General features: G+C 46.6%; 19 protein-coding genes. 14 read left to right on the forward strand and 5 right to left on the reverse strand.

The annotated features are described in order from the left end of the window. Positions 1-40: 40 nt before the first annotated feature. Positions 41-1519, reverse strand: coding sequence for a DUF1214 domain-containing protein (locus MSG38_RS08065; RefSeq protein ID WP_059018333.1), 1479 nt, complete (start codon positions 1517-1519; stop codon positions 41-43). A 287-nt stretch (positions 1520-1806) separates the two neighbouring features. On the opposite strand from MSG38_RS08065, the gene MSG38_RS08070 reads away from it, so the two are divergent. After that, positions 1807-3249 (forward strand): N-acylglucosamine 2-epimerase, encoded by a 1443-nt coding sequence (locus MSG38_RS08070; protein ID WP_248401570.1) that lies wholly within the window; start codon positions 1807-1809, stop codon positions 3247-3249. 69 nt (positions 3250-3318) lie between these two features. Here MSG38_RS08070 and MSG38_RS08075 read toward each other — a convergent pair whose 3' ends face one another. Further along, positions 3319-3726 carry a hypothetical protein gene (locus tag MSG38_RS08075; RefSeq protein ID WP_017061620.1) on the reverse strand — a complete coding sequence of 136 codons (408 nt, stop codon included), beginning with the start codon at positions 3724-3726 and terminating at the stop codon, positions 3319-3321. Positions 3727-3865: 139 nt separating this feature from the next. Then, complete coding sequence (locus MSG38_RS08080) at positions 3866-5197, reverse strand: ferric reductase-like transmembrane domain-containing protein (protein WP_050645879.1); 1332 nt, start codon at positions 5195-5197, stop codon at positions 3866-3868. A gap of 244 nt (positions 5198-5441) precedes the next feature. Here MSG38_RS08080 and MSG38_RS08085 point away from each other — a divergent pair, with 244 nt between their 5' ends. The 3 genes from MSG38_RS08085 to MSG38_RS08095 all read left to right on the forward strand — a co-directional run bounded on the left by MSG38_RS08085 (position 5442) and on the right by MSG38_RS08095 (position 7448). Continuing rightward, positions 5442-6131, forward strand: a complete 690-nt coding sequence (locus MSG38_RS08085; RefSeq protein ID WP_019821275.1) for a flavin reductase — start codon at positions 5442-5444, stop codon at positions 6129-6131. A gap of 120 nt (positions 6132-6251) precedes the next feature. Next, a complete protein-coding gene (locus MSG38_RS08090; RefSeq protein WP_248401571.1) occupies positions 6252-7043 on the forward strand; it encodes a CLCA_X family protein in 792 nt (263 codons plus the stop codon). An 81-nt stretch (positions 7044-7124) separates the two neighbouring features. After that, positions 7125-7448: a DUF4144 domain-containing protein gene (locus MSG38_RS08095; protein WP_248401727.1), complete on the forward strand. Its 324-nt coding sequence runs from the start codon at positions 7125-7127 to the stop codon at positions 7446-7448. A gap of 107 nt (positions 7449-7555) precedes the next feature. Here MSG38_RS08095 and MSG38_RS08100 read toward each other — a convergent pair whose 3' ends face one another. Next, positions 7556-8884: an anaerobic C4-dicarboxylate transporter gene (locus tag MSG38_RS08100; protein WP_010432780.1), complete on the reverse strand. Its 1329-nt coding sequence runs from the start codon at positions 8882-8884 to the stop codon at positions 7556-7558. 411 nt (positions 8885-9295) lie between these two features. Between MSG38_RS08100 and MSG38_RS08105 the strand changes: the two genes are divergently transcribed. From MSG38_RS08105 to MSG38_RS08150, 10 genes are all read left to right on the forward strand, one after another. Beyond that, positions 9296-9955: an HAD family phosphatase gene (locus tag MSG38_RS08105; RefSeq protein WP_248401572.1), complete on the forward strand. Its 660-nt coding sequence runs from the start codon at positions 9296-9298 to the stop codon at positions 9953-9955. Between the two features lie 163 nt (positions 9956-10118). Then, a complete protein-coding gene (locus MSG38_RS08110; protein WP_248401573.1) occupies positions 10119-10745 on the forward strand; it encodes an HD domain-containing protein in 627 nt (208 codons plus the stop codon). Between the two features lie 41 nt (positions 10746-10786). After that, positions 10787-11314, forward strand: coding sequence for an N-acetyltransferase (locus MSG38_RS08115; protein WP_248401574.1), 528 nt, complete (start codon positions 10787-10789; stop codon positions 11312-11314). Positions 11315-11411: 97 nt separating this feature from the next. Further along, on the forward strand, positions 11412-12098 hold the full coding sequence (locus MSG38_RS08120) for a DNA-3-methyladenine glycosylase I (protein ID WP_017101307.1): 687 nt from the start codon (positions 11412-11414) through the stop codon (positions 12096-12098). 194 nt (positions 12099-12292) lie between these two features. Beyond that, the gene (locus MSG38_RS08125; RefSeq protein WP_048611788.1) at positions 12293-13027 is read left to right on the forward strand and encodes a GntR family transcriptional regulator; all 735 of its coding nucleotides are present in this window, start codon (positions 12293-12295) and stop codon (positions 13025-13027) included. A 452-nt stretch (positions 13028-13479) separates the two neighbouring features. Then, positions 13480-14925, forward strand: coding sequence for a xanthine dehydrogenase small subunit (gene xdhA, locus MSG38_RS08130; RefSeq protein ID WP_050632513.1), 1446 nt, complete (start codon positions 13480-13482; stop codon positions 14923-14925). Continuing rightward, the gene (xdhB, locus tag MSG38_RS08135; RefSeq protein WP_248401575.1) at positions 14918-17308 is read left to right on the forward strand and encodes a xanthine dehydrogenase molybdopterin binding subunit; all 2391 of its coding nucleotides are present in this window, start codon (positions 14918-14920) and stop codon (positions 17306-17308) included. Before xdhA ends, xdhB begins: the two co-directional genes overlap by 8 nt. Positions 17309-17360: 52 nt before the next feature. After that, on the forward strand, positions 17361-18242 hold the full coding sequence (gene xdhC, locus MSG38_RS08140) for a xanthine dehydrogenase accessory protein XdhC (protein ID WP_017630713.1): 882 nt from the start codon (positions 17361-17363) through the stop codon (positions 18240-18242). Positions 18243-18301: 59 nt separating this feature from the next. Then, entirely contained in the window at positions 18302-19636 is a 1335-nt protein-coding gene (guaD, locus tag MSG38_RS08145; RefSeq protein WP_248401576.1) for a guanine deaminase, read from the forward strand. Between the two features lie 252 nt (positions 19637-19888). Continuing rightward, a complete protein-coding gene (locus MSG38_RS08150) occupies positions 19889-20770 on the forward strand; it encodes an AEC family transporter (RefSeq protein ID WP_004732869.1) in 882 nt (293 codons plus the stop codon). Here the strand turns inward: MSG38_RS08150 and MSG38_RS08155 are convergent. Next, complete coding sequence (locus tag MSG38_RS08155; protein ID WP_050632517.1) at positions 20767-21291, reverse strand: hypothetical protein; 525 nt, start codon at positions 21289-21291, stop codon at positions 20767-20769. The genes MSG38_RS08150 and MSG38_RS08155 overlap by 4 nt on opposite strands. Positions 21292-21371: the final 80 nt, after the last annotated feature.

Here is a 21371-nt window from a genome sequence, read left to right on the forward strand (position 1 = left end):
AGCTATTTACTTGCAGAGACGGTTGAGTCTCTATTGCTTGCTAGCCACTGATTTTTTCCATGTCTTCTAGCATCCAGTTTTTAAAGAAAGTCTTCGATGTTGGACGGTAAAGTCGGAACAATAAGAAGTAATCTTCACCACCTGTAGGAACCCAGTTTTCCTCCTGCCCTTTTGGTGCTTCAGGGCCGAAATACAGATCATACGAACCATCTGGATTCTTTTTCATCGTGTCAGCGTTTCGAGACGATAGTCCTACTCGATCGACTCCTTTAACAAAATTCTTGGTTTCCATGTTGTAAACAATCGCTGACCAGAAGTCCTCGACAGGCGTATCGGCTGGTACATTGAGCTTGTACGTCGCTTTGCCATCTAACATCTCACCTTTTGAATCACGTAAACCCGTTAGATAAAAGGTTGAACCACCGAGTTGTTTAGGCAAGTAAGTCACGTAGAAGTACGACGCCGCACGCTTATCAACTAACACCTCATCTTCATCCACAAATGGGAAACCAAGCTGAGCTTGAAGGCCAAAATTCCAGAAGGACCATTGCGACAGAGGTTTGCCGTTTTCGTCTCTCCATAGCGCACTCACCGTTTGATCCGGTTCAACGAACTTTGATTGCATGTGCGCATAGGCCATCAGCACACCTTCACTCATCGCTTTTTTCTGCTCAGCTGTTGGGTCGAATTTTTTCCCTTTTTCAATACCAAGGTCTTTTAGTAACGACGCCATTGCTTTGTCTTGCGTTCTGACCGGGTTCTCTTGGATGACGTCATTAATGTCTTGAAAAAACGTCTCGTTGTAATAAGGGAGGCTGTCATAAGCGACATCTGTTGCGTCCAAGTAATCTGTCTTAGGTGGATTTTCTGCATCGGCTAAGTTGTAGATTTTGATTTGCTTCGCGTAGTTACCCGCATCCAAATCTGTCGCCCCATTGGTTAATGACGGTCTGAATGAAAAGCCATACAGGTACGTATCCGTTTCAAATACAAGGTAACCCTTACTTTCGAGTTCCTGCTTCGTACCTAATTTACTGTCGTAACCTGGTGGCAAGAATAGATACTTCCCTCCTTTGCCTTCGTCAGCACCTTTGTAGCCAACATCAGCAATAGGAACCTCCCATTGGTTAACGATTGAGCCAAAGTAGTTCACTTTGTCTGTTGCTGCTGGAACCTCAATCACCACCGGGCCGTTCTTCGACGTTATCGTTGCCCAAGCGTACGCGGTGGTATCGTTCGCGGTGAGAAACCCCTTTTCGGAACCAAAAGGTTCGTTCACGTAAACCACATCGTTGAAGTCGCCACCAAGGTCACGACGGGTCGCTTTTAGGAAATCGATTTGAGTCACAGCCGGCATATAATGGATTGCTGTTTGAGTGGCGCGCTGCACCATCATTTTGTATTCGAGATTTTCAATCTGTGATGCGCGATTAAGGATGTCATCTGTATCATCGAATGATTGGGAATAGACCGGCATTGTGCTGATAGCAAGTAGCGAAGCTAATAGAAGTTTTTTCATGTTGAGCATATCTCTTCGTAAAGGTGAAACATTCAATTGTTTAAAAAACATCCTTTGTTTGAACCCAGTATACGAAGGAGACCAAATCCCATCCAATGACTTATAATCATTATAAATTATTCGAATTATGGATAATGCTAGATACAATTCGACTATCCCGGTACCACTCAATGATCTGTAAACCTTCCTCTACTCCGCAATAATTTGGTCGATTGTGATCACCGAATCACAATGTGCAGATGTGATTGTTTATATTCAAGGAAATTCAAATAGTTAAGATAAACATAATGTTACGAGCAACGATCGCATTACTCAGTGTTACTAGCTTCGCCGTATCTGCCAACGCCCCTCTTCCTTCTGGAGAAGAGTGGCTCAACCATGCTACTGAAGGGCTTGCACCTTACTGGTTGATGCCTAGCGCTCAAGGAGAACCGGTAGGTAACTTCCCGACTTTCCGCTGTGATGACGGTATCTTGCTAGATGTTTCCGATGTGTGCCCTGAACTGAACAAAGGCTGGATCACGCCACACTTTGGCAAAGAGTTTACGCGGATGAAGTCACGTCAAACTTATGCCTATGGCGTGCTCTACCACCTTACTGGCGATAAACAGGCTTTAGCGCTTGCCAAGCAAGGTGCCTACTACATAATTGATCAGCTAGAAGATAAGCAAAACGGCGGCTTTATCGGCTACACAAAAGAGGGAAAAGTAGGCCAGGATTGGCAGCAGCGTACCTCTCAAGATCAAGCGTACGCGCTGGTTGGCCTTGCTATGTACTACTACTTGACCCAAGACAAAAAGGTAGAACAAGCACTCATCGCACAACAAGCTTTTATCTTTGATAAATATCGACTTAGCGACAACAGCGGTCTTGTTTGGGTACTTGCTGACGATGAAGATGGCAGTGCAAAACGACGTGAGCTAGTCGCACAGCTTGATCAGATAAACGGCTATATGTTGCTCGTCGCACCTTTGCTCAAAGAGCCCGTCAAATCAAAATGGCTTGATGACTTAAACTGGCTCACGCAAACCATGATTGACCAATACCATTCTGAAGATGAACAACGCTTCTACGGCGCAATTCACGATAAAGCTGCGATGATGCCGAATGCTAATCACAACGATTTTGGGCACACCATCAAAGCGTATTGGATGACCTATCTGACAGGCCAAACATTGAATAACTCTGAATGGAAAGAGTTTGGCATCAAAGGGATGAAACACACTCTCGCTCAGGCGCAATATCAGAAAGAGTTCGCCAGCGTCTCCCAATATTATGGCGAAGAACTTCAGAAGGCGTGGAAAGGACAAGAGATAACTGGCTGGCAAAGCAGACCAAACACAAATTGGGCTTCATCATGGGAGTGGGCGGAGCTTGATCAAGCCGCAATGACGGTTTCGCTGGTCGATGGTTCAATGAAAGACGTATTGCAATACACCCTACCGACCTTTCATGATGTATGGGTCGATCATAAATACGGAGGTGTTGGGCTTGATCCAAAACGCACCAAAGCTTTCCATTGGGGCAACGGTTATCACCAGTTTGAACATGCGCTGATTGGCTATTTGTTCGCTCAGCAAGTTGACGCGAAGCCAGCAGTATTGCATTACTCAAGGCCGACCAACAGCGAGATGCCAATGGAACCGTATTACTATCAAGGGGATGTGGTTAAGTTGGAGAACCTAGATGATGGGACACAAAAGGTCAGTTTCAATAACATTCGACCTTAGCGCTGGTATTGGTTCTGATTAAGCGGATTGACAACCAAGCCTGAAATCAGTTTTCAGGCTTTTTAATGGCTACTTTCTCTTCCCTTGCTCCACCAACTTTTCATTCCATGCCGTATTGCCGTCACGCTTAGTCACGTCATACTCTGAACAGAACTGAGAGATAGTCATGTTGTTGTCGCCAGTCGCCAATTTCAACGCCAACTGGACTTGTTGAAGTTTGCTTTGCAGACGCAGAATCTGACCAGCATTTGGGCTTTTTTCTTTGGCATACTTTAAGGCTGCATGCTTACGCTCTGCCGCGCCCGCTCGGCGATCTGCTTCTGATAACAGATACTTGAGTTGAGCAACACTCTTGCCTTTCTTGAAGGCAGGATCAAGCAACTCAACGCATTCATCAAACGATGGATCGATAACGTATGGGTCAACTTTATGAGCTTGTTGGCGCATCCATTCGAGTGCGAGTTTTTCATCTGACATAATTACATCTTTACCAAAGAAACAGCCCTATATGGTATCGCTCAATAGCAAACCGCTGCAATAACAAATTGAGTGACTTTACGCCTTTTTGCACTGTGCCGATTGACTCATTTAACAATCACAGCACCAATAGTTGGCTTTAACGCATCACAAACAGCTCTTCGTGGTAGTGTTGTTCAATATCAAATTGATAGGTGTCTAATTCTTTTTTCAGTGATGTAGAGAACAACTCCGGCCCACAGAAATAAATCTCGTACTCGTTGAGGTCGCCACATTGATTGACAATTCTTCCGGCGTTCAATCGAGGTGAATGTAAGGTGTCTATCACGGTCAACTTCACACCAACCGCGTGTGCAAGGTGCCACAACTCATCGATTAATTGCTTATCAACACCGCGAGTACAATAAAACAACTCAATACGAGGATGATCTCGTTCTGTTTTGAGCGCTTCAAGTGTTGCAAAAAACGACGCAATCCCGACGCCACCAGCAATCCAAATTTGTGGCTTGCTTAGGTCAAAATCAAGTCGACCATAGGGACCTTCAACCGTAACCGCATCGCCCGCTTTCACTCGTTCATAAAGGCCATTAGTAAAATCACCCAGCTCTTTGATCAAAAAGCGCAGCTCTGAATCTTCACTGCCAGAAACAATGGTAAACGGATGAGGATCTTCATTACCAAAACGCAGGTATGCAAACTGCCCAGCGTTATGACCATGCCAAGATGCATCAGGTTTTAAGACTAGCTCCATCACCTCAGCTTGTGGAAAATAACGAGTCGAGGTAATGGCCGCTGAGTGACGATTACGACGCCCAACCAAGCCCAACAAACTGTAAATCGCTGCGATAGACCCAACCAAAGCAAATGCCACAGTTAGATAATAAATAGGCTCTCCCCAATACGCTCGTTTAAGCAGTATTACTGAGTGAAAAGCGATAAACAGGTACGCAACCGACATCAAACGGTGAGACAATTTGAACGGTTTGTACTTCACTGCCGCCCATAGTGACGCCACAAGTAAAATGAGTAATAAGTAGAAGCCCCATTCGCCAATACTCTGAGCAATTCCGCGCAATTCACTGACCCATAACTCCCATCCAGTCAAAACAGCTTGCGGCCCTGAACCATCGTGTCGAACAGGCTTATCTAACACGCCAGACACCACCAATGACTTAGGAATTTGGTACCACAACCAGTGTGTCACACCCAGTGCAACACCACCGATACCGAGCCATTTATGGACTCGATATGCTTTATCCATACCTTTCAGCCAATTCTCAACCATAGGTAAACGCATCGCCAAGATCATGGTGATGGACATTAACATCAGAGACAAAATACCTGAGTACTGAATCATGGCTGAGCGCCATTCAAAGACATCGCTTGAAGCGAATAATTGCGGTTCCATCGCAAACCAAAAGGCTGACATTGTGGCAATCATTGCCCAAATGATATTGCGGACTGTTTTCATTTTTTAACACTCATAAAGACGACATCATTACTTTAGCTCCTGTGATGTAAAGGGACGTCAACGCGCGTAAATCTATGCAAAGGATCTCGTTCATTGTGCTGTAGCAGAGATAAAAGAGACAAGCTGCCCACGGCCAAACTAAGCGCTCTTTGATCGATAAAAGCGGATTCTTCGTACATATAAGTCCGTTAGTGAGCATGCTCGAAGATAACAATAAATGAGAAGAAGAGAAGATATGAAGGATATGAAGGATATGACCCTTTCTAAACAAGATATCCAAACAATGGATCCGCGCCACCGCATTCGTTTAGTTAATTCCTTGTCTGGATTTAAAAGCGCCAACCTAATTGGCACTTGTGATAAACAGGGGTTTGAAAACCTTGCGATAGTAAGCTCTGTCATTCACCTAGGGTCTGATCCGGCGCTGCTTGGTTTTATTGTTCGCCCAGATAAAAGCCGCCGTCATACGCTAGAAAACATTCTAGAAACAAAGTACTTCACCGTTAACAGCATTGGTGCTGACTTTGTCAAAAAGGCTCATCAAACTTCGGCTCGCTACCCTAAACCAGTCTCAGAATTCAACGCGGTCGGTTTAACGGCCTATTATGACGACAAATTCCCCGCTCCCTTCGTCTTGGAAAGCAGTTTAAAGATAGGGTTAGCGTTCAAAGAACAGATCACTATCGAAAGCAATCAAACTCAAATGCTGATCGGTGAGGTTATAACGATTCACGCACCCAAACGCGCCGTGATGCCGGATGGCTACCTTGATCTAGAAGCGTTGGATTTAGTCACGGTTTCGGGGCTTGATAGCTACCACGTAACTCAAAGACTGCACCGATTAAGCTATGCAAAACCACAACAGCCACTCTTTCCACTCACTCGTGAAGGTAACCCAACCTCATGGGAGGCTTTCGAACTCAATCTAGACTAATTTTGTTCGGCAATTTGCTATCAAAAGTGCTAACGTCCTTTAATTACAAGAGATGCATCTCACACAAGTGCATCTCACTGAGCGCCCCATTCATTCTTACGTCTGTTTCCAAGGACCCTTTTGAAGTTAACTCACTTTAAATACAAAACGCGCGAAGGCCCAGACTACCGACATGGCGATCAGGTGTCTTTTATGGACATCAAACAGACCTTTGGTATGGGCAGCATTCGTGTGGGTGCTTGGGTGACGAAAGAAGAAAAAGAGTTGGCCGCAAATCTGATATTCGATTCGCTAGCCGACTTGGCTTACATCTTGGCTTTGCCACCAGAGGCAATTGGCCTACGCGGTACATTAGGCTTAGCGTTTGGCAGTGGCGGCAGAAAAGGCGTGCAAGCACACTATGCCCCCAACCAGAGAGAATTAGCCCTCGCCAAGAACGCCGGAGCTGGCGCGCTCGCTCACGAGTTTTGGCATGCGTTTGACCACTATATCGCTGAGAAAGCGTTTGAAATCGGCGATACTTCTGGCCCTCGTAAGCAAATCTTGTTCGCCAGCGACTGTTGGTTGCACGATAGAAAAGTAAGACCTCATCCATTAAACGAGAGTTTGATGTCTCTGTTTGACGCCACATTGCTTAGCGACAATAACTTGGACAAACACGATTACGTGGCTCGCAGTGTTATTGCCGACAAGGCGATGTCTGCCCGTTACTTCTCACTACCCACAGAGATGATGGCGCGTGCCTTTGAGTCGGTGATTGAATCGTGTTCCGATATCAAGAACGCTTATCTGGTGGATGGCACAACCAAGCCTGACATGTACCCCGTGTATCCGGATATGGCGCATCGAGAAGAGATATACCAAGCACTACAAGGTTACTTCGCACCATTAGGGCGATCTTTGAGTAAATAGCGCTTAGGACAGCACATGACCAAAGCTTCGAAAGCGTTTATAGTCCAGACACACTTCAATATGCATGATTTAGAGGCAGTAATGATCAGTTGGCCATCTTTGGTAAAACTCGACGGTGACGATGAGCTTATTTACGTCGCGTCAGAACAAGATTTCCAGGCGGAATGCTCAGATATGATCTTGGGCGAAGATGATTACCTCATCGATTCAGAGGGCGACATCTACTCGCTTCAATCAAACTCAAACCAACTGGGTTTAGCGAAACGAGCCGAGCAGTATTCGGTTGAAAGCGTGACTAAACTGATTCGAAACCACGAGTTCCAGAAGGCAGAAGTGTGCCTGATGAAGATCCACTTCTTAACGATTGAAGAAGCAATTCAATCGCTGGCTTTTGAGCCACGTTAATAGCTCTCCTGAAAGCTAATAAACGAAACCTGTTAAAACAAAAACAGCGCCTCAATGGGCGCTGTTTTTCGTTGTTGTCTTGGCTATTTCAAAAAAGAGCTAATACATTAAGCGATAAAAATCTGAGCCAATGCGTAGCCCAAGCAACATGCGCCGACCACACCGATTAAACCAACCGACATGAATGAGTGGTTGAAGTACCACTTACCAATCTTGGTGGTACCCGACACATCGAAGTTCACCGTTGCGATATCTGATGGGTAGTTAGGGATGAAGAAGTAGCCGTAAACCGCTGGCATCAAGCCGATAAGCAGTGCTGGGTCTAATCCTAAGCCCAGGCCAACCGGTAGCATCATACGTGCTGTTGCTGCTTGTGAGTTCACCACAACCGATACGATGAATAGCGCTAGTGCGAACGTCCATGGGTAGTTGGTCACCATTTCCACGATGCCAGATTTGAACTGAGGCATTGCGTATTGGAAGTAGGTATCCGACATCCAAGCGATACCGAAGATAGCAATCGCCGCCACCATACCCGACTTGAATACCACGCCGTTTGGCACATCTCGCGGGTCAGTTTTGGTCGCTAACAAGATGATACCACCGAAGCAGAGCATCATCATTTGGATGATCACCGACATCTTGATTGGCTTGTCGCCGTCTACGATGGTTCTGATCTCAGGCACCATCGCCACGATAACAATCACCACAATCGACAATAGGAAAATCAATACCGCATTACGAGCCGAAGTTGGCAGCACTTCATCCAAAGACGTCGCAGTGGTGCTTTCAATACGCTTTTTCCACTCAGGATCTTTTAGGCGCGCTTGGTATTCAGGATCGTCGTTCAGTTCTTTGCCGCGTTTCAAGCTGTACAAAGAAAGTAAGAACGTACCAAACAGCGTTGCAGGTACCGTCACCATCAAAATGGAAAGCAGAGTAATAGAATGTTGAATATCAGAAAGCTGTGCGAGGTAATAAACCACAGCCGCTGAAATTGGCGAGGCAGTAATAGCCAGTTGAGACGCGACAGATGCCGCCGCCATTGGACGCTCAGGACGAATACCGTTCTTAAGCGCGACATCACCGATGATAGGCATGATGGAATACACCGCATGGCCAGTACCCAATAGGAAGGTCATCGAATAAGTCACAAAAGGTGCTATCAGGGTGACGCGTTTCGGGTTCTTTCTTAGTACCCTTTCCGCCACTTGCAGCATGTATTTTAAGCCACCAGCCGCTTCGAGTATCGAAGCACAAGTAACAACGGCGAGGATGATCAACATTACGGTGACAGGTGGAGACGTTGGTGGCATCTTGAAGACAAACACCTCGATAACCAAACCAATACCAGAAACAACACCTAAGCCAATACCGCCATACCGAGACCCGATATAAAGGACGACTAATAAAAATAGAAACTCAAAATACAACATAAGCAACCCTGCTAAAAATGTGGACTAATGTTATTTTCTCCCTAAGCTCAGCCATTTACTTATTGCTTGGTCACACTATGATTGCAGGCTCCCGTTAATTGTTTTTTATAAGATTATGGTCACGCAAACTGACCTGTAAGTTTATGAAATGTAATAAGAAGACGGACGCACAAGCTAGATTTGTTATGTGGAATAATCATAATTGTTTCTGTTAGATCTGGATGTCCTATAAAATATCAGGCTCATAACTGAACGATATTATTCCAACCATAATCAATCACATTTAAAGTCATTCAGAAGCATATTAACGAGCCGATTGGATACATTCTTACTGAACGTTGACTCGCCTATCACTAGACACTATGTCAAAATACCCGCCCTCACGACGACAACACAGAAAGAACCACGTATATGAATTTTCAAGCTGCTATTTTTGATATGGATGGACTGCTGCTCGACACCGAGCGACTTTGTATGCAGGTTTTTGAAGAAGCATGTCACGCGCAAGGTGTTCCGTTTTTGCAAGATGTCTATCTAGGCATCATTGGTTGTAACGCAAAAACCATCGAACAGATTTTTCGAAATGGTTACGGTGAAGGGTTAGATTACCCAGCGCTGAATAATGAATGGCGCACCCGCTACAGTGCAATTGTTAAAAACCAAGCAATCCCAGTAAAAGATGGCGTGATTGAGCTGCTTGAATGGCTAAAATCGAATGACATTCCAATCGCGGTGGCGACCTCCACTCAGCTTGATATCGCAAAGAAGAAGCTTGAGCTGGCTGGCCTAGACTCGTACTTCACCTCGTTAAGCACAGGCTGCGAAGTGACTCACGGCAAGCCTCACCCAGAGATCTACCTGCTAGCGGCAGAACGCTTAGGTGTTGCACCTGAAACCTGCCTAGCGTTTGAGGACTCAAACAACGGTATTCGTTCATCAATGGCAGCGAACATGATCAGCTTCCAAATTCCAGATTTGGTTGAACCTTGCGAAGAAGTAAAAGCGCTTGGTCACACGATCAGCCCTTCGCTACACCATGTATTGGCGCAGCTGCAACAGACCGCCGCTTAAAAGCCAATACAACAAATAAAGACCAATATTAAGCCGACTCACTGAGTCGGTTTTTTTGTGGGTATTCCTTTTATAAAAGATAAAAAATCGCGCTAGAAACTGTTACAGTCGATGTGAAACGATGGAAATCGAGAAGCAATATTGATAATGGAGCAAGAGACGCGTGATTGAAAAAATTGAAAGCCAACTGCTTGATTTTGCACAACAAGAAATGACACAAGATGCGGCGCATGATATTAGCCACATCAAGCGCGTCGTCAAAACTGCTAAGGCTTTATGTGCTCAAGAACAAGCTAAGCTTGAGGTCGTTCTGCCTGCTGCTTACCTTCATGATTGTTTCACCTTTCCCAAGAACCACCCAGACAGAGCCAAAAGCTCACAAATGGCGGCAGACAAGGCGATCTCTTTCCTCAAATCTATCGAGTATCCTGCGCCCTATCTCGACGAGATCCATCATGCGATTGTCACTCACAGTTACAGTGCCAACATCACACCAGAAACCTTGGAAGCACAGATTGTTCAAGATGCTGATCGCCTAGATTCTCTCGGTGCGATAGGCATTGCTCGCTGCCTAAACGTTGGCCAAAGCTTTAACGCAGAGCTTTATAACCACGAAGACCCGTTTGCCAAGCAGCGTGACTTAGATGACAAGCATTACAGCGTCGACCATTTCTACGTGAAACTGTTCAAGCTGGCTGAAACCATGAATACAGAATCCGCCAAATTAGAAGCCAACAAGCGTACCGACTACATGCGCGGTTTTCTAGAACAGTTGGGCGCAGAAGTTTAACGGATTACAAAAGAGACACGCGATAAGGAAGAGGGAAGGATATGGAAATAAACCGCTTTAAAGCATCCGACGCCGAAGAGATCGTCACTTGGTTTACATCCTTAGAAGACTACGTTCTATGGGGCGGGCGAACATTTGGTTGGCCATTAGAAGCCGCCTCTATCATCGAACGCTCTCAAGAGCCACATGTCGAGCTCTATACCTTTTCTGCACCTAAGTCATACTCTGAACCGAAAGCCGATTCAAACACCAACTCAAACGCCAGGGACTTGCTTGGCTTTATGGAATTTCAACGCATGTCAGACAGTGAACTTCGCTTTTGCCGAGTTGCGATTCACCCAAACCAACGAGGCAAAGGGCTTGGGCAATCCATGATAGAAAGTGCATTAGACGCTGCGAAACAAATCCCTGATGTCACCACCATCACCTTGGCCGTATTCAAGCAAAACCACGGCGCAAAACGCTGCTACGACAAAGCGGGCTTTGAGGTGGTAAACAAAGAGCCGAGCGTGAAAGAGTTCAATGGCAAAACATGGCCCTTGTATCAAATGGAATTGAAACTCTCTTAATTGGCTTTCATTTGATTTGAAGACAATGGCTTAAGCTCCTTTTCATATAGAAATTAGTCCCCATATCATAAAGAATCGCTTTAGTTTGGAACCTCCAATGACCCAAGAAAAATTCGACACTATTTATCAACGTGCGGCTCACCGTAAAGGTGGAGCGGCCGAGCTCGAAAAGATTGTTCGTGCACCCCTTTCCCAAGCTGAGCTATCACAGATCACCGACGACCGTTGGCTAGCAGCCTTTACTGAAAAGGTATTCCAATGTGGTATTTCATGGAATGTGGTGAGAAAGAAATGGCCGCAATTTGAAGAAGTGTTCTTTGAATTCAATATCGAAAAAATGCTAATGCTGCCGAATGAGATGTGGGAACAGAAAGCGCAAGATCCGCGCATTATTCGTCACCTGACTAAGGTGATGACCATCCCTGCCAATGCCACCATGATTCACAACGCCAAGCGTGAGGCCGATTCGTTCTCACAAATGGTTGCCGACTGGCCATCAGAACGCATCACAGAACTTTGGGATTATCTGAAAAAACACGGCAAGCGATTAGGTGGTAACACGGGCGCTTACACCTTACGCCAAATGGGTAAAGATACCTTCATCTTGTCATCGGACGTTGAAGCGCACCTACGCAGTACCGATGTGGTGGATAGCGGCCGTAACACCAAGCGAGCACAAGTCGCGGCAAGTAAGGCTTTCAACGAATGGCAGCAGCAATCAGGTCGTAGCCTCAGCGAAATCAGCCAGATCGTGGCGTACAGCTGCGGCGATAATCGCGTCTAGTTTTAGGGCGAATGACTTAAAGCTCAAGATTGCACACAGTTCCCTGCAAACTAAATGTTATAAGTCATTAACAAATAAGCGTGCATCGCACTTTCATCCAGTGGCATTGTATAGATAAATGTATACAATATAGAGTAATACTCATGAATTATTCTCGACCAACCCAACTCGACTAAACAAGGGTCCTTATCTCTATGACAGTTCTCAAAAACTCTGTCTCCAAAGGTGTAAAAACGAAAGTAACAGGCCAGACTCAAGACGATGTTGTTTACTGCCATATCTTCGACGCGATACTAGAACAAAGGCTGCCACCAGCCACCAAATTAAGCGAAGAAGCACTAGCAGAAATCTTTGGCGTTAGCCGTACTATTATCCGCCGTGCCTTGCTGCGCCTCTCCTTAGAACAAGTTGTGGTGATCCGTCCTAACCGAGGTGCTGTGATTGCAGCCCCAACAGTAGACGAAGCCAAGCAGATATTTAAAGCACGTGAAGTGATGGAAATTGCTATCACTGAGCTAGCGGTTAAGAACGCAACCAAAGCCCAAATCGACGAGTGTAGAAAACTGGTCGCGAAAGAGAACTGCGCCTTTGACCAAGGTGACTATGGTTCTGGCTTACGTTTATCTGGTGAGTTCCACATCAAACTGGCTGAAATGGCTGAGAACGCGCCACTGCTGGCTTTCCAACGCAGCTTGGTATCGCAAACCTCTCTGCTTATTGCCCAATACGAAACCGGCAGCCACTCAAATTGCTCTTTGGATGAACATGAAGGATTGCTGGATGCGATAGAGTCTGGCGATGAAGAGCAAGCCGTTGACCTAATGCGAGAGCATTTAAGCCACATTCGCTCCAAGCTCAACCTAGACAGCAACACAGCTTCGAGTGACCTGCATGTGGTGTTCTCTGATCTGCTCAAGAGCAAATCATAGTTCTGCTAACTAGATATCCAAATCTTTTGTTAACAACTTTTTGTTAACAAAACAGAAGAGAAGTAAGCCTCAGCGTTTACTTCTCTTTTTTATGCGTAAAGCCCTCCTCCATCGTTAGACAATCACCACTACTTCCCCTGTTCGCCTTGTTATTACTTGCCTGAATGAGGCTATAGAACTGAATAACACCGATGCGCTCGCCTCCTTAAACTCCTACAATTTTTGTATACATAGATAAAAACACATTCACACTATTAAACTTACCAAAAACCCATCAACTCTTTATAAAACAAACAAGTAGACAATGAAATAAATTGTATACAATTTAACATTGCGCCTCATTGTTGCATTTTTGTAAATAAATAGTTGACCACAGGGTCAGGATGGATAATTATTGACCTAGAAGTCAAAAAGAATACACATGGAAATATGTCGATTTACAAGGAGGTCTCTTGATTACTTTTTTGCTCAATCAGGAAATAAGACGTGAAGACAATCTGTCACCTAACATGACAGTGCTCAACTACCTTCGTACCAAGGTTAATAAAACCGGTACAAAAGAAGGTTGTGGGTCGGGTGACTGTGGCGCATGTACGGTAGTTCTGGGTGAAGTGGTTGATGGACAACTACAATACCGCTCGGTGAACTCTTGCCTTACGTTCGTTTCAGCACTGCATGGCAAACAACTGATCACGGTAGAAGATCTGCAAAATCGAGATCGCTCTTTGCACCCAGTGCAGAAAGCAGTGGTGGATTTTCACGGTTCACAGTGTGGTTACTGCACGCCGGGCTTCATCATGTCGATGTTTGCACTAGGCAAAAACAAACCCGATGCGAGCAAAGAAGACGTCATGGAATCACTGGCGGGTAACCTATGTCGCTGTACGGGCTACCGACCAATTGTTGATGCTGCGATGTCGCTTTCAACAGACCAACCTTTGATCGACCAGTTCGCTGAGCTCGAACGCAACACCATCAAGAAGCTAGAAAGTATTCAAGACACCGAGGCCAACTTACGCCTTGGTCACCTCACCGCTTTTTCCCCGAAAAGCACCGATGAGCTGGCCAAGCTTTTTCAAGCCCACCCGAACGCTAAGCTGGTTGCTGGCGGTACGGATTTAGCACTGGAAGTGACGCAATTCCATCGTGAGATTGAAACGCTGATCAGCGTAAACCTTGTTGAAGACATGAAGGTATGTGAAGAGACCGACACCGATTTAATCATTGGTGCCAACCTGCCTATCAGTGACTCTTACTCGCTACTGAAAAAACACTACCCAGATTTTGGTGAACTGCTGCATCGCTTTGCGTCACTGCAAGTGCGTAACCAAGGCACCATCGGCGGTAACGTGGCGAACGCCTCGCCTATCGGTGACACCCCTCCTCTGCTGATTGCCCTGAACGCGAAGATCAAACTTCGTTGCGGCGACGAGTCACGTACCATGCCGATTGAAGACTACTTCATCAGCTACAAAGTGACGGCGCAAAAAGAGAGCGAATTCATTGAACAGATCATCATTCCTAAGCCAACTAACGACAGCTTCCGAGCTTACAAACTGTCTAAGCGTTTAGATGATGATATCTCTGCAGTGTGTGGTGCGTTTGATATTCAAATCGAAGACGGCAAGGTTTCTTACGCTCGTATCGCCTTTGGCGGTATGGCTGCAACACCTAAGCGCGCGGCGCGTTGTGAAAATACGTTATTAGGCAAACCGTGGACAGACGCTAATATTAAGTTAGCGATGCAGGAACTGTATAACGACTTTGAACCGCTATCTGATTTCCGTGCAAGCCAAGAATACCGTTCATTGTCGGCGGCCAACATGCTGCGTCGTTACTTCATTGAACAACAGAACAAAAACAACCAAATCGAAACAAGGGTAACGTCTTATGTCTAAATCACACGAGCATGCGATGACCCACGAAGAGATGGTTACCATTGCAAAACAAGACCTAAAAACTGGCGTAGGTAAAAGCGTTAAACACGACAGTGCAGCCAAGCAAGTCACGGGCGAAGCGGTATACATTGATGACCGCCTAGAGTTCCCAAATCAGCTGCACGTATACGCACGCCTGAGCACTCAAGCACACGCCAACATCACCAAAATAGATTTATCACCGTGTTACGAATTTGAAGGCGTGGCAATTGCCATTCAAGCGAAAGACGTACCGGGTGAACTGGATATTGGTGCAATTCTTCCGGGTGACCCACTGCTTGCTGATGGCAAGGTGGAATACTACGGTCAACCTGTGATTGCCGTGGCAGCTAACGATTTAGAAACCGCACGTAAAGCCGCACACGCTGCAATCATTGAATATGAAGAACTGCCTGCGATTCTTGATGTAAAAGAAGCGCTAGAGAAAGAACACTTCGTGACAGAAAGCCACACTCAACAACGTGGTGACTCTAAAGCCGCACTGGCACAAGCGAAACACGTGATCTCTGGTGACCTAGAGATCGGCGGCCAAGAACACTTCTACCTAGAAACTCAAATCAGTAGCGTGATGCCAACCGAAGACGGCGGCATGATCGTGTACACATCGACTCAAAACCCGACCGAAGTTCAAAAACTGGTTGCGGAAGTGATTGGCGTACCAATGCACAAAGTCGTGATTGATATGCGTCGTATGGGTGGTGGTTTCGGTGGTAAAGAGACTCAAGCAGCCTCTCCAGCGTGTATGGCAGCGGTTATTGCTCACCTTACAGGCCGACCTACAAAAATGCGTTTGCTGCGCAGTGAAGACATGCAGCAAACCGGTAAACGCCACCCGTTCTACAACCAATACACCGTCGGTTTTGACGACAATGGTGTGATTCAAGGAGCTGACATTACCGTTGCAGGTAACTGTGGCTACTCGCCAGACTTATCAAGTTCTATCGTCGACCGTGCGATGTTCCACTCAGACAACGCCTATTACCTAGGCGATGCAACTGTGGTCGGTCATCGATGCAAAACCAATACAGCATCGAACACCGCTTACCGTGGCTTTGGTGGCCCGCAAGGCATGATGACGATTGAACACATCATGGACGATATTGCGCGTTACCTGAAAAAAGATCCTTTGGAAGTACGTAAGGCAAACTACTACGGCGAAGAAGGCCGTAACGTGACTCATTACTACCAAACCGTTGAAGACAACTTTTTACCTGAGATAACCGAACAGCTTGAACGCAGCAGTGACTATCACGCACGTCGTAAAGAAATCGCTGAGTTCAACAAGCAAAGCCCTATCTTGAAGAAAGGCCTTGCGATCACACCAGTGAAATTCGGTATCTCGTTTACTGCGACTTTCTTGAACCAAGCAGGTGCGCTCATCCATATCTACACCGATGGCAGTATTCATTTGAATCATGGTGGTACGGAAATGGGGCAAGGCTTGAACATCAAAGTGGCGCAAATCGTTGCACAGGAGTTCCAAGTCGATGTCGAACGTATCCAGATCACCGCTACAAACACAGACAAAGTTCCGAACACATCACCAACCGCAGCCTCATCGGGCGCCGACCTCAACGGTAAGGCCGCGCAAAACGCCGCAATAACCATTAAGCAGCGCCTGATCGACTTCGCTTCTTCGCACTTCAAAGTGTGGCCTGAAGAGGTGGTATTTAAGAACGGCATGGTGCAAATCCGTGATGAGATCATGACCTTCAACTCATTTGTTGAACTGGCTTGGTTCAACCAAATCTCGCTATCGAGCACTGGCTTCTACCGCACTCCGAAGATCTACTACGATCACGAGAAAGCGCGCGGTCGCCCGTTCTACTACTACGCGTATGGCGCATCTTGTTCAGAGGTTATCGTCGATACCCTAACTGGCGAAAACAAGATTCTGCGTGTCGATATTTTGCATGACGTGGGTGCTTCACTGAACCCTGCGATTGATATCGGCCAAGTCGAAGGTGGCTTTGTGCAAGGTGTCGGTTGGTTAACGACGGAAGAGTTGGTTTGGAACCAGCAAGGCCGCTTAATGACCAATGGCCCGGCAAGCTACAAGATCCCAGCGATTGCTGATATGCCAATTGATTTCAGAACGCACCTTTTGGAAAACCGCAGCAACCCAGAAGACACCGTCTTCAACTCGAAAGCCGTGGGTGAGCCCCCTTTCATGTTGGGTATGTCGGTATGGAGCGCACTGAAAGATGCGATTAGCTATGTTGCCGTCGATGGCGCGATTCCTAAGCTCAACACACCGGCGACGCCAGAACGTATTCTGATGGCGATTCAGGAAGTCACTGAAACGGCTCCGACTTCGGTCGATGCTCAATCAGAAACGGCTTAGAGCTTATATCGTTCGTTTAGCTTAGGAAGCATAAAGGGATTTAGGAGGACGTATGTTTAAGGATAATTGGATTCACGAACTGGCAAAACTGGAAGAGAACTACGAACCGTGTGTGATGGTGACGGTTCTTGAAGACAGAGGCTCAGTGCCACGTGATGCAGGCACCAAAATGCTTGTCACTCGTGACCGAATCATCGCTACGATTGGTGGTGGTCACCTTGAACATGTGGCCACTAAAATGGCTCGCGAGATGCTGATTGCCAGCGAAAAATCACTCAAAGTAGAACGCTTCAACCTAGGCGCTCGTCTAGGCCAATGTTGTGGCGGAATGGCGACGTTAAGCTTTGAGCCGATTGGCACTCAGCAGAATCACCTTGTGCTGTTTGGCGCTGGCCACGTTGCCAAAGCGCTGCTGCACATTGTCGCGACTCTGCCATTCCGTGTCACCTGGATTGATGAACGTGAAGAAGTGTTCCCTGAAACGCTGCCACACGGTGTTAAAAAGCTTGTTTCAGACGATCCGGTTGGCGAAGTCAAACACATGCCACCAAACAGCTACTACCTTGTGATGACGCACAACCACCAGCTCGATTTTGACCTAACCAAAGCCATTATCGACCGTGAAGACAGCCGTTACTTCGGCATGATCGGCTCGCTTACCAAGCGTAAGAAGTTCGACTTCCGCTTAGAGCAGCGCGGCTACAGCCAAGAACAAATCGAAACCATGATTTGCCCTATTGGCATTAGTGCTGTGAATGGCAAACACCCTGCCGAAATTGCGGTATCGGTTGCGGGTGAACTGATCGCACACTATCAAGGCCAAGCGCTTGAACAAAAGCGCCCAACCAAACAATATCGAAATCAGGATTTGACCGATCAACACAGTCAACCAAGCGACGTAGGCGAGCCACCATTGGAAGAGAAGATCGCCTAACACAAGTCGCAAAGCTTTAGCGGCCATAACGTCGCTGAAGTCATTAAAAGGAAGTAAACATGACAACGCAACGCAAAGCTTATCGCGCCAGTATTTTACACAGCGTCGCCGACCCAAAAGATGTCGGTATCGATGAGTCTTACGACTATTTTGAAGATGGTGTTTTAGTGGTTGAAAACGGCCATGTCGTCGACTTAGGGCATGCCGACGAGGTATTGGCTCGCCAACCTAAAACACTCGAAGTAAAAGAATACAAAGACAAGCTGATCACCTCTGGCTTTATTGATACGCACATCCACTACCCTCAAACAGGGATGATCGCGTCTTACGGTGAACAGCTACTAGATTGGTTAGAGAACTACACCTTCCCAGAAGAAAAACGCTTCAAAAACCCAGTCTATGCACACAAAGTGGCAAAGCTATTCCTAGACGAACTGGCGAGCAACGGCACCACGACAGCACTGGTGTTCGGCACGGTACACAAAGAGTCGGTCAACGTATTCTTTGAAGAAGCCGAGAAGCGTAACCTACGCATGATTGCAGGTAAGGTATTGATGGATCGCAATGCGCCTGATTACCTCACTGACACACCGGAATCTGGTTACACAGACTCCAAGGAACTGATTGAGAAATGGCATAACCGCAGCCGTTTGCTTTACGCGGTAACGCCTCGTTTTGCGCCAACCAGCACACCAGAGCAACTTGCTACTGTCGGTAAACTGCTAGAAGAATATCCAGATGTGTACATGCACACTCACCTTTCTGAAAACGAGAAAGAGATCGAGTGGGTGAAATCGCTGTTCCCAGAGCGCGACAGCTACCTAGATGTCTATGACCATTACGGACTACTTCACAAACGTTCGGTATTTGCTCATGGTATTCACCTTTCTGATTGTGAGTGTAAGCGCCTTGCTGATACTGAATCTGCTATCGCCTTCTGCCCAACTTCGAATTTGTTCTTAGGCTCGGGCTTGTTCCGATTACCTGAGATGGAAGATCACGGCATTCGTGTCGGCGTCGGTACTGATGTAGGCGCAGGCACCAGCTTCTCGATTCTGCAAACCATGAGTGAAGCGTACAAGATCATGCAGCTACAACATAAGAAGCTACACTCGGCTAAGTCGCTGTTCTTGGCAACACTAGGCGGCGCACGTTCGCTGCATTTAGAAGACAAGATTGGTAACTTGGAAGTCGGTAAAGAAGCGGATTTCGTGGTGCTCGACTTGCACGCTACACAGCTGATGCGCTTTAGAATGGAACAAGCTACCAAGCTCGAAGAGAAGCTATTTGTACTAATGAGTTTGGGTGACGACAGAACCGTTAGCGAGACTTACATCTACGGCGAAAAGGCCTACGATGTGAACTTCAAAGATTACAAGAAGCTCGTTAGTTAGTTCGCTAATAAACACACGCTAGGTAACCTTTGTTGTTAAAGAACCCGTCCAGATTCGCCTAGCTTTTAAAGACCAGCCGTTAACGCCGCTGGTCTTTTTTTGTCCCTAATTCAAAGAAATACAAATAATTGCTCGTGGTGTGCTCCACACCCATGACGCGGCTGCCTTATGTTGATAGGTTAGGTTTAATGGCATTAAGTCGTAATTTGTCCGTTTAAAACAAATCATCACTCTCGCTTAGAAAGGAATTCTATGTTCGAACAGGTCGTCAGCATTCTGTTTCCCGTTTTTGCTTTAGCCAGTGCTGGCTTTGCGGTGGGTCGTTGGCTCAAGCCCGATTTCAAACCGATCAATCGCATCAACATGGATGTGTGTATTCCTGCGCTAGTGTTTGCATCGCTGACCACCATGCCTCTCGACACCGAACAACTGCCACTCATCACCGCCTCTTTGGTCGCGGTGTTAGTGCCCGCTTTATTGATGATACCAATCTGCAAGATCTTTAAGCTCAATTTCAAGGCTTGGGCTCCGCCACACATGTTCCGCAACAGTGGCAACCTGGCGATTCCCCTATTTACCTATACCTTTGGCGAGAGCGCATTAGCCCCTGCTGTACTGCTGTTTGTTGTGTCGGCTTGCGTGCACATTAGTGTTGGCTTGGCGCTGTTGAGTGAAGGTAACCCGATCAAACAGATCCTCAAAATGCCGATATTCTTAGCGGCTGCATTAGCGATGACGCTCAACCTGTCTGGCATTGCAGTGTGGAATCCAATCTACGAAGCTACCTCCCTACTCGGCCAAGCAGCCGTGCCTATCATGCTGTTATCGCTAGGTTCGCAAATGGTGAACTTGAAGCTAAGCGGACTCAAAGTAGGCTTGTTGTGTACGGCTCAATCACTGTTCACAGGAGCCATCGCCTTTGCCATCATCTACTTCTTTATTCCGCTGCCTACGCTGCACTTACAAATGATGGTGCTGTTCACCATGTTGCCACCCGCCGTGATGAACTACCTGTTTGCAGAACGCTTCAATGTCGAGCCGCCCAAGGTCGCGTCCATGGTGCTATTCGGCAACTTCCTGAGCGTGGTGACTTTGCCGATCTTGCTATCGTTCGCGCTGTCTATGTCGAGCTAATTATTTGCGCACTTATCCAGTTTAAGCTCTGCCGTCACTTTAGTAAGGCGCAGAGCTATTGCGAAACAGACTAAGTAAGGACTTACATACCAGAAGAGGCTTTCTAATGGCTGCTTCACCTGCGCTTCTCTGGTTTTAATGTATTGGTTCTTTTGTTTTTCATACTGACTCAGCATACCATCCACCCACACGGCATCGCTTTCAACCAACGACACGCTCGGCGCAGGAACCGTAAAATCCGATGCGTTGGGTAACAAGGTGAAATCGACATCTTTGAACGTGATCGCCGTATTCAAATACCACAAACACGCTTCGTGGTGCTGAGCGTGACTATCTAAAGATGGCTGACCGGTGCAGGTATCACTTCTTAATTTATCCAAAGAAAACTGCTGAACCGATTCTAAAATCGCCACCGCTCTGGTTTGTTCGGTTTCAACCCAATCACCCGCTACTTTCGCACGAATCTCAGACACTGCACCCAGCATCCCGATACCCGCCAAGAACGGCCATAGATAATCCATAAGCTTCCATTTGCGTCGGCTCAAGTTGAACCCACACCAAATCGGAAGATGAAAAAGGAGCGTTAGCCCAAGCGATAGCA

This window comes from Vibrio sp. 1CM24A (assembly GCF_023161725.1).
Lineage (GTDB): Bacteria > Pseudomonadota > Gammaproteobacteria > Enterobacterales > Vibrionaceae > Vibrio > Vibrio coralliirubri.

Coding starts and splice junctions, on each gene's coding strand:
- MSG38_RS08115 (WP_248401574.1), top strand. CDS start 10,787: ATGGAAATAAACCGCTTTAAAGCATCCGACGCCGAAGAGATCGTCACT.
- MSG38_RS08120 (WP_017101307.1), top strand. CDS start 11,412: ATGACCCAAGAAAAATTCGACACTATTTATCAACGTGCGGCTCACCGT.
- xdhC (WP_017630713.1), top strand. CDS start 17,361: ATGTTTAAGGATAATTGGATTCACGAACTGGCAAAACTGGAAGAGAAC.
- xdhB (WP_248401575.1), top strand. CDS start 14,918: ATGTCTAAATCACACGAGCATGCGATGACCCACGAAGAGATGGTTACC.
- MSG38_RS08155 (WP_050632517.1), bottom strand. CDS start 21,291: ATGGATTATCTATGGCCGTTCTTGGCGGGTATCGGGATGCTGGGTGCA.
- MSG38_RS08080 (WP_050645879.1), bottom strand. CDS start 5,197: ATGAAAACAGTCCGCAATATCATTTGGGCAATGATTGCCACAATGTCA.
- MSG38_RS08065 (WP_059018333.1), bottom strand. CDS start 1,519: ATGAAAAAACTTCTATTAGCTTCGCTACTTGCTATCAGCACAATGCCG.
- MSG38_RS08125 (WP_048611788.1), top strand. CDS start 12,293: ATGACAGTTCTCAAAAACTCTGTCTCCAAAGGTGTAAAAACGAAAGTA.
- MSG38_RS08095 (WP_248401727.1), top strand. CDS start 7,125: ATGATCAGTTGGCCATCTTTGGTAAAACTCGACGGTGACGATGAGCTT.
- MSG38_RS08100 (WP_010432780.1), bottom strand. CDS start 8,884: ATGTTGTATTTTGAGTTTCTATTTTTATTAGTCGTCCTTTATATCGGG.
- MSG38_RS08070 (WP_248401570.1), top strand. CDS start 1,807: ATGTTACGAGCAACGATCGCATTACTCAGTGTTACTAGCTTCGCCGTA.
- MSG38_RS08075 (WP_017061620.1), bottom strand. CDS start 3,726: ATGTCAGATGAAAAACTCGCACTCGAATGGATGCGCCAACAAGCTCAT.
- guaD (WP_248401576.1), top strand. CDS start 18,302: ATGACAACGCAACGCAAAGCTTATCGCGCCAGTATTTTACACAGCGTC.
- MSG38_RS08085 (WP_019821275.1), top strand. CDS start 5,442: ATGAAGGATATGACCCTTTCTAAACAAGATATCCAAACAATGGATCCG.
- MSG38_RS08105 (WP_248401572.1), top strand. CDS start 9,296: ATGAATTTTCAAGCTGCTATTTTTGATATGGATGGACTGCTGCTCGAC.
- MSG38_RS08150 (WP_004732869.1), top strand. CDS start 19,889: ATGTTCGAACAGGTCGTCAGCATTCTGTTTCCCGTTTTTGCTTTAGCC.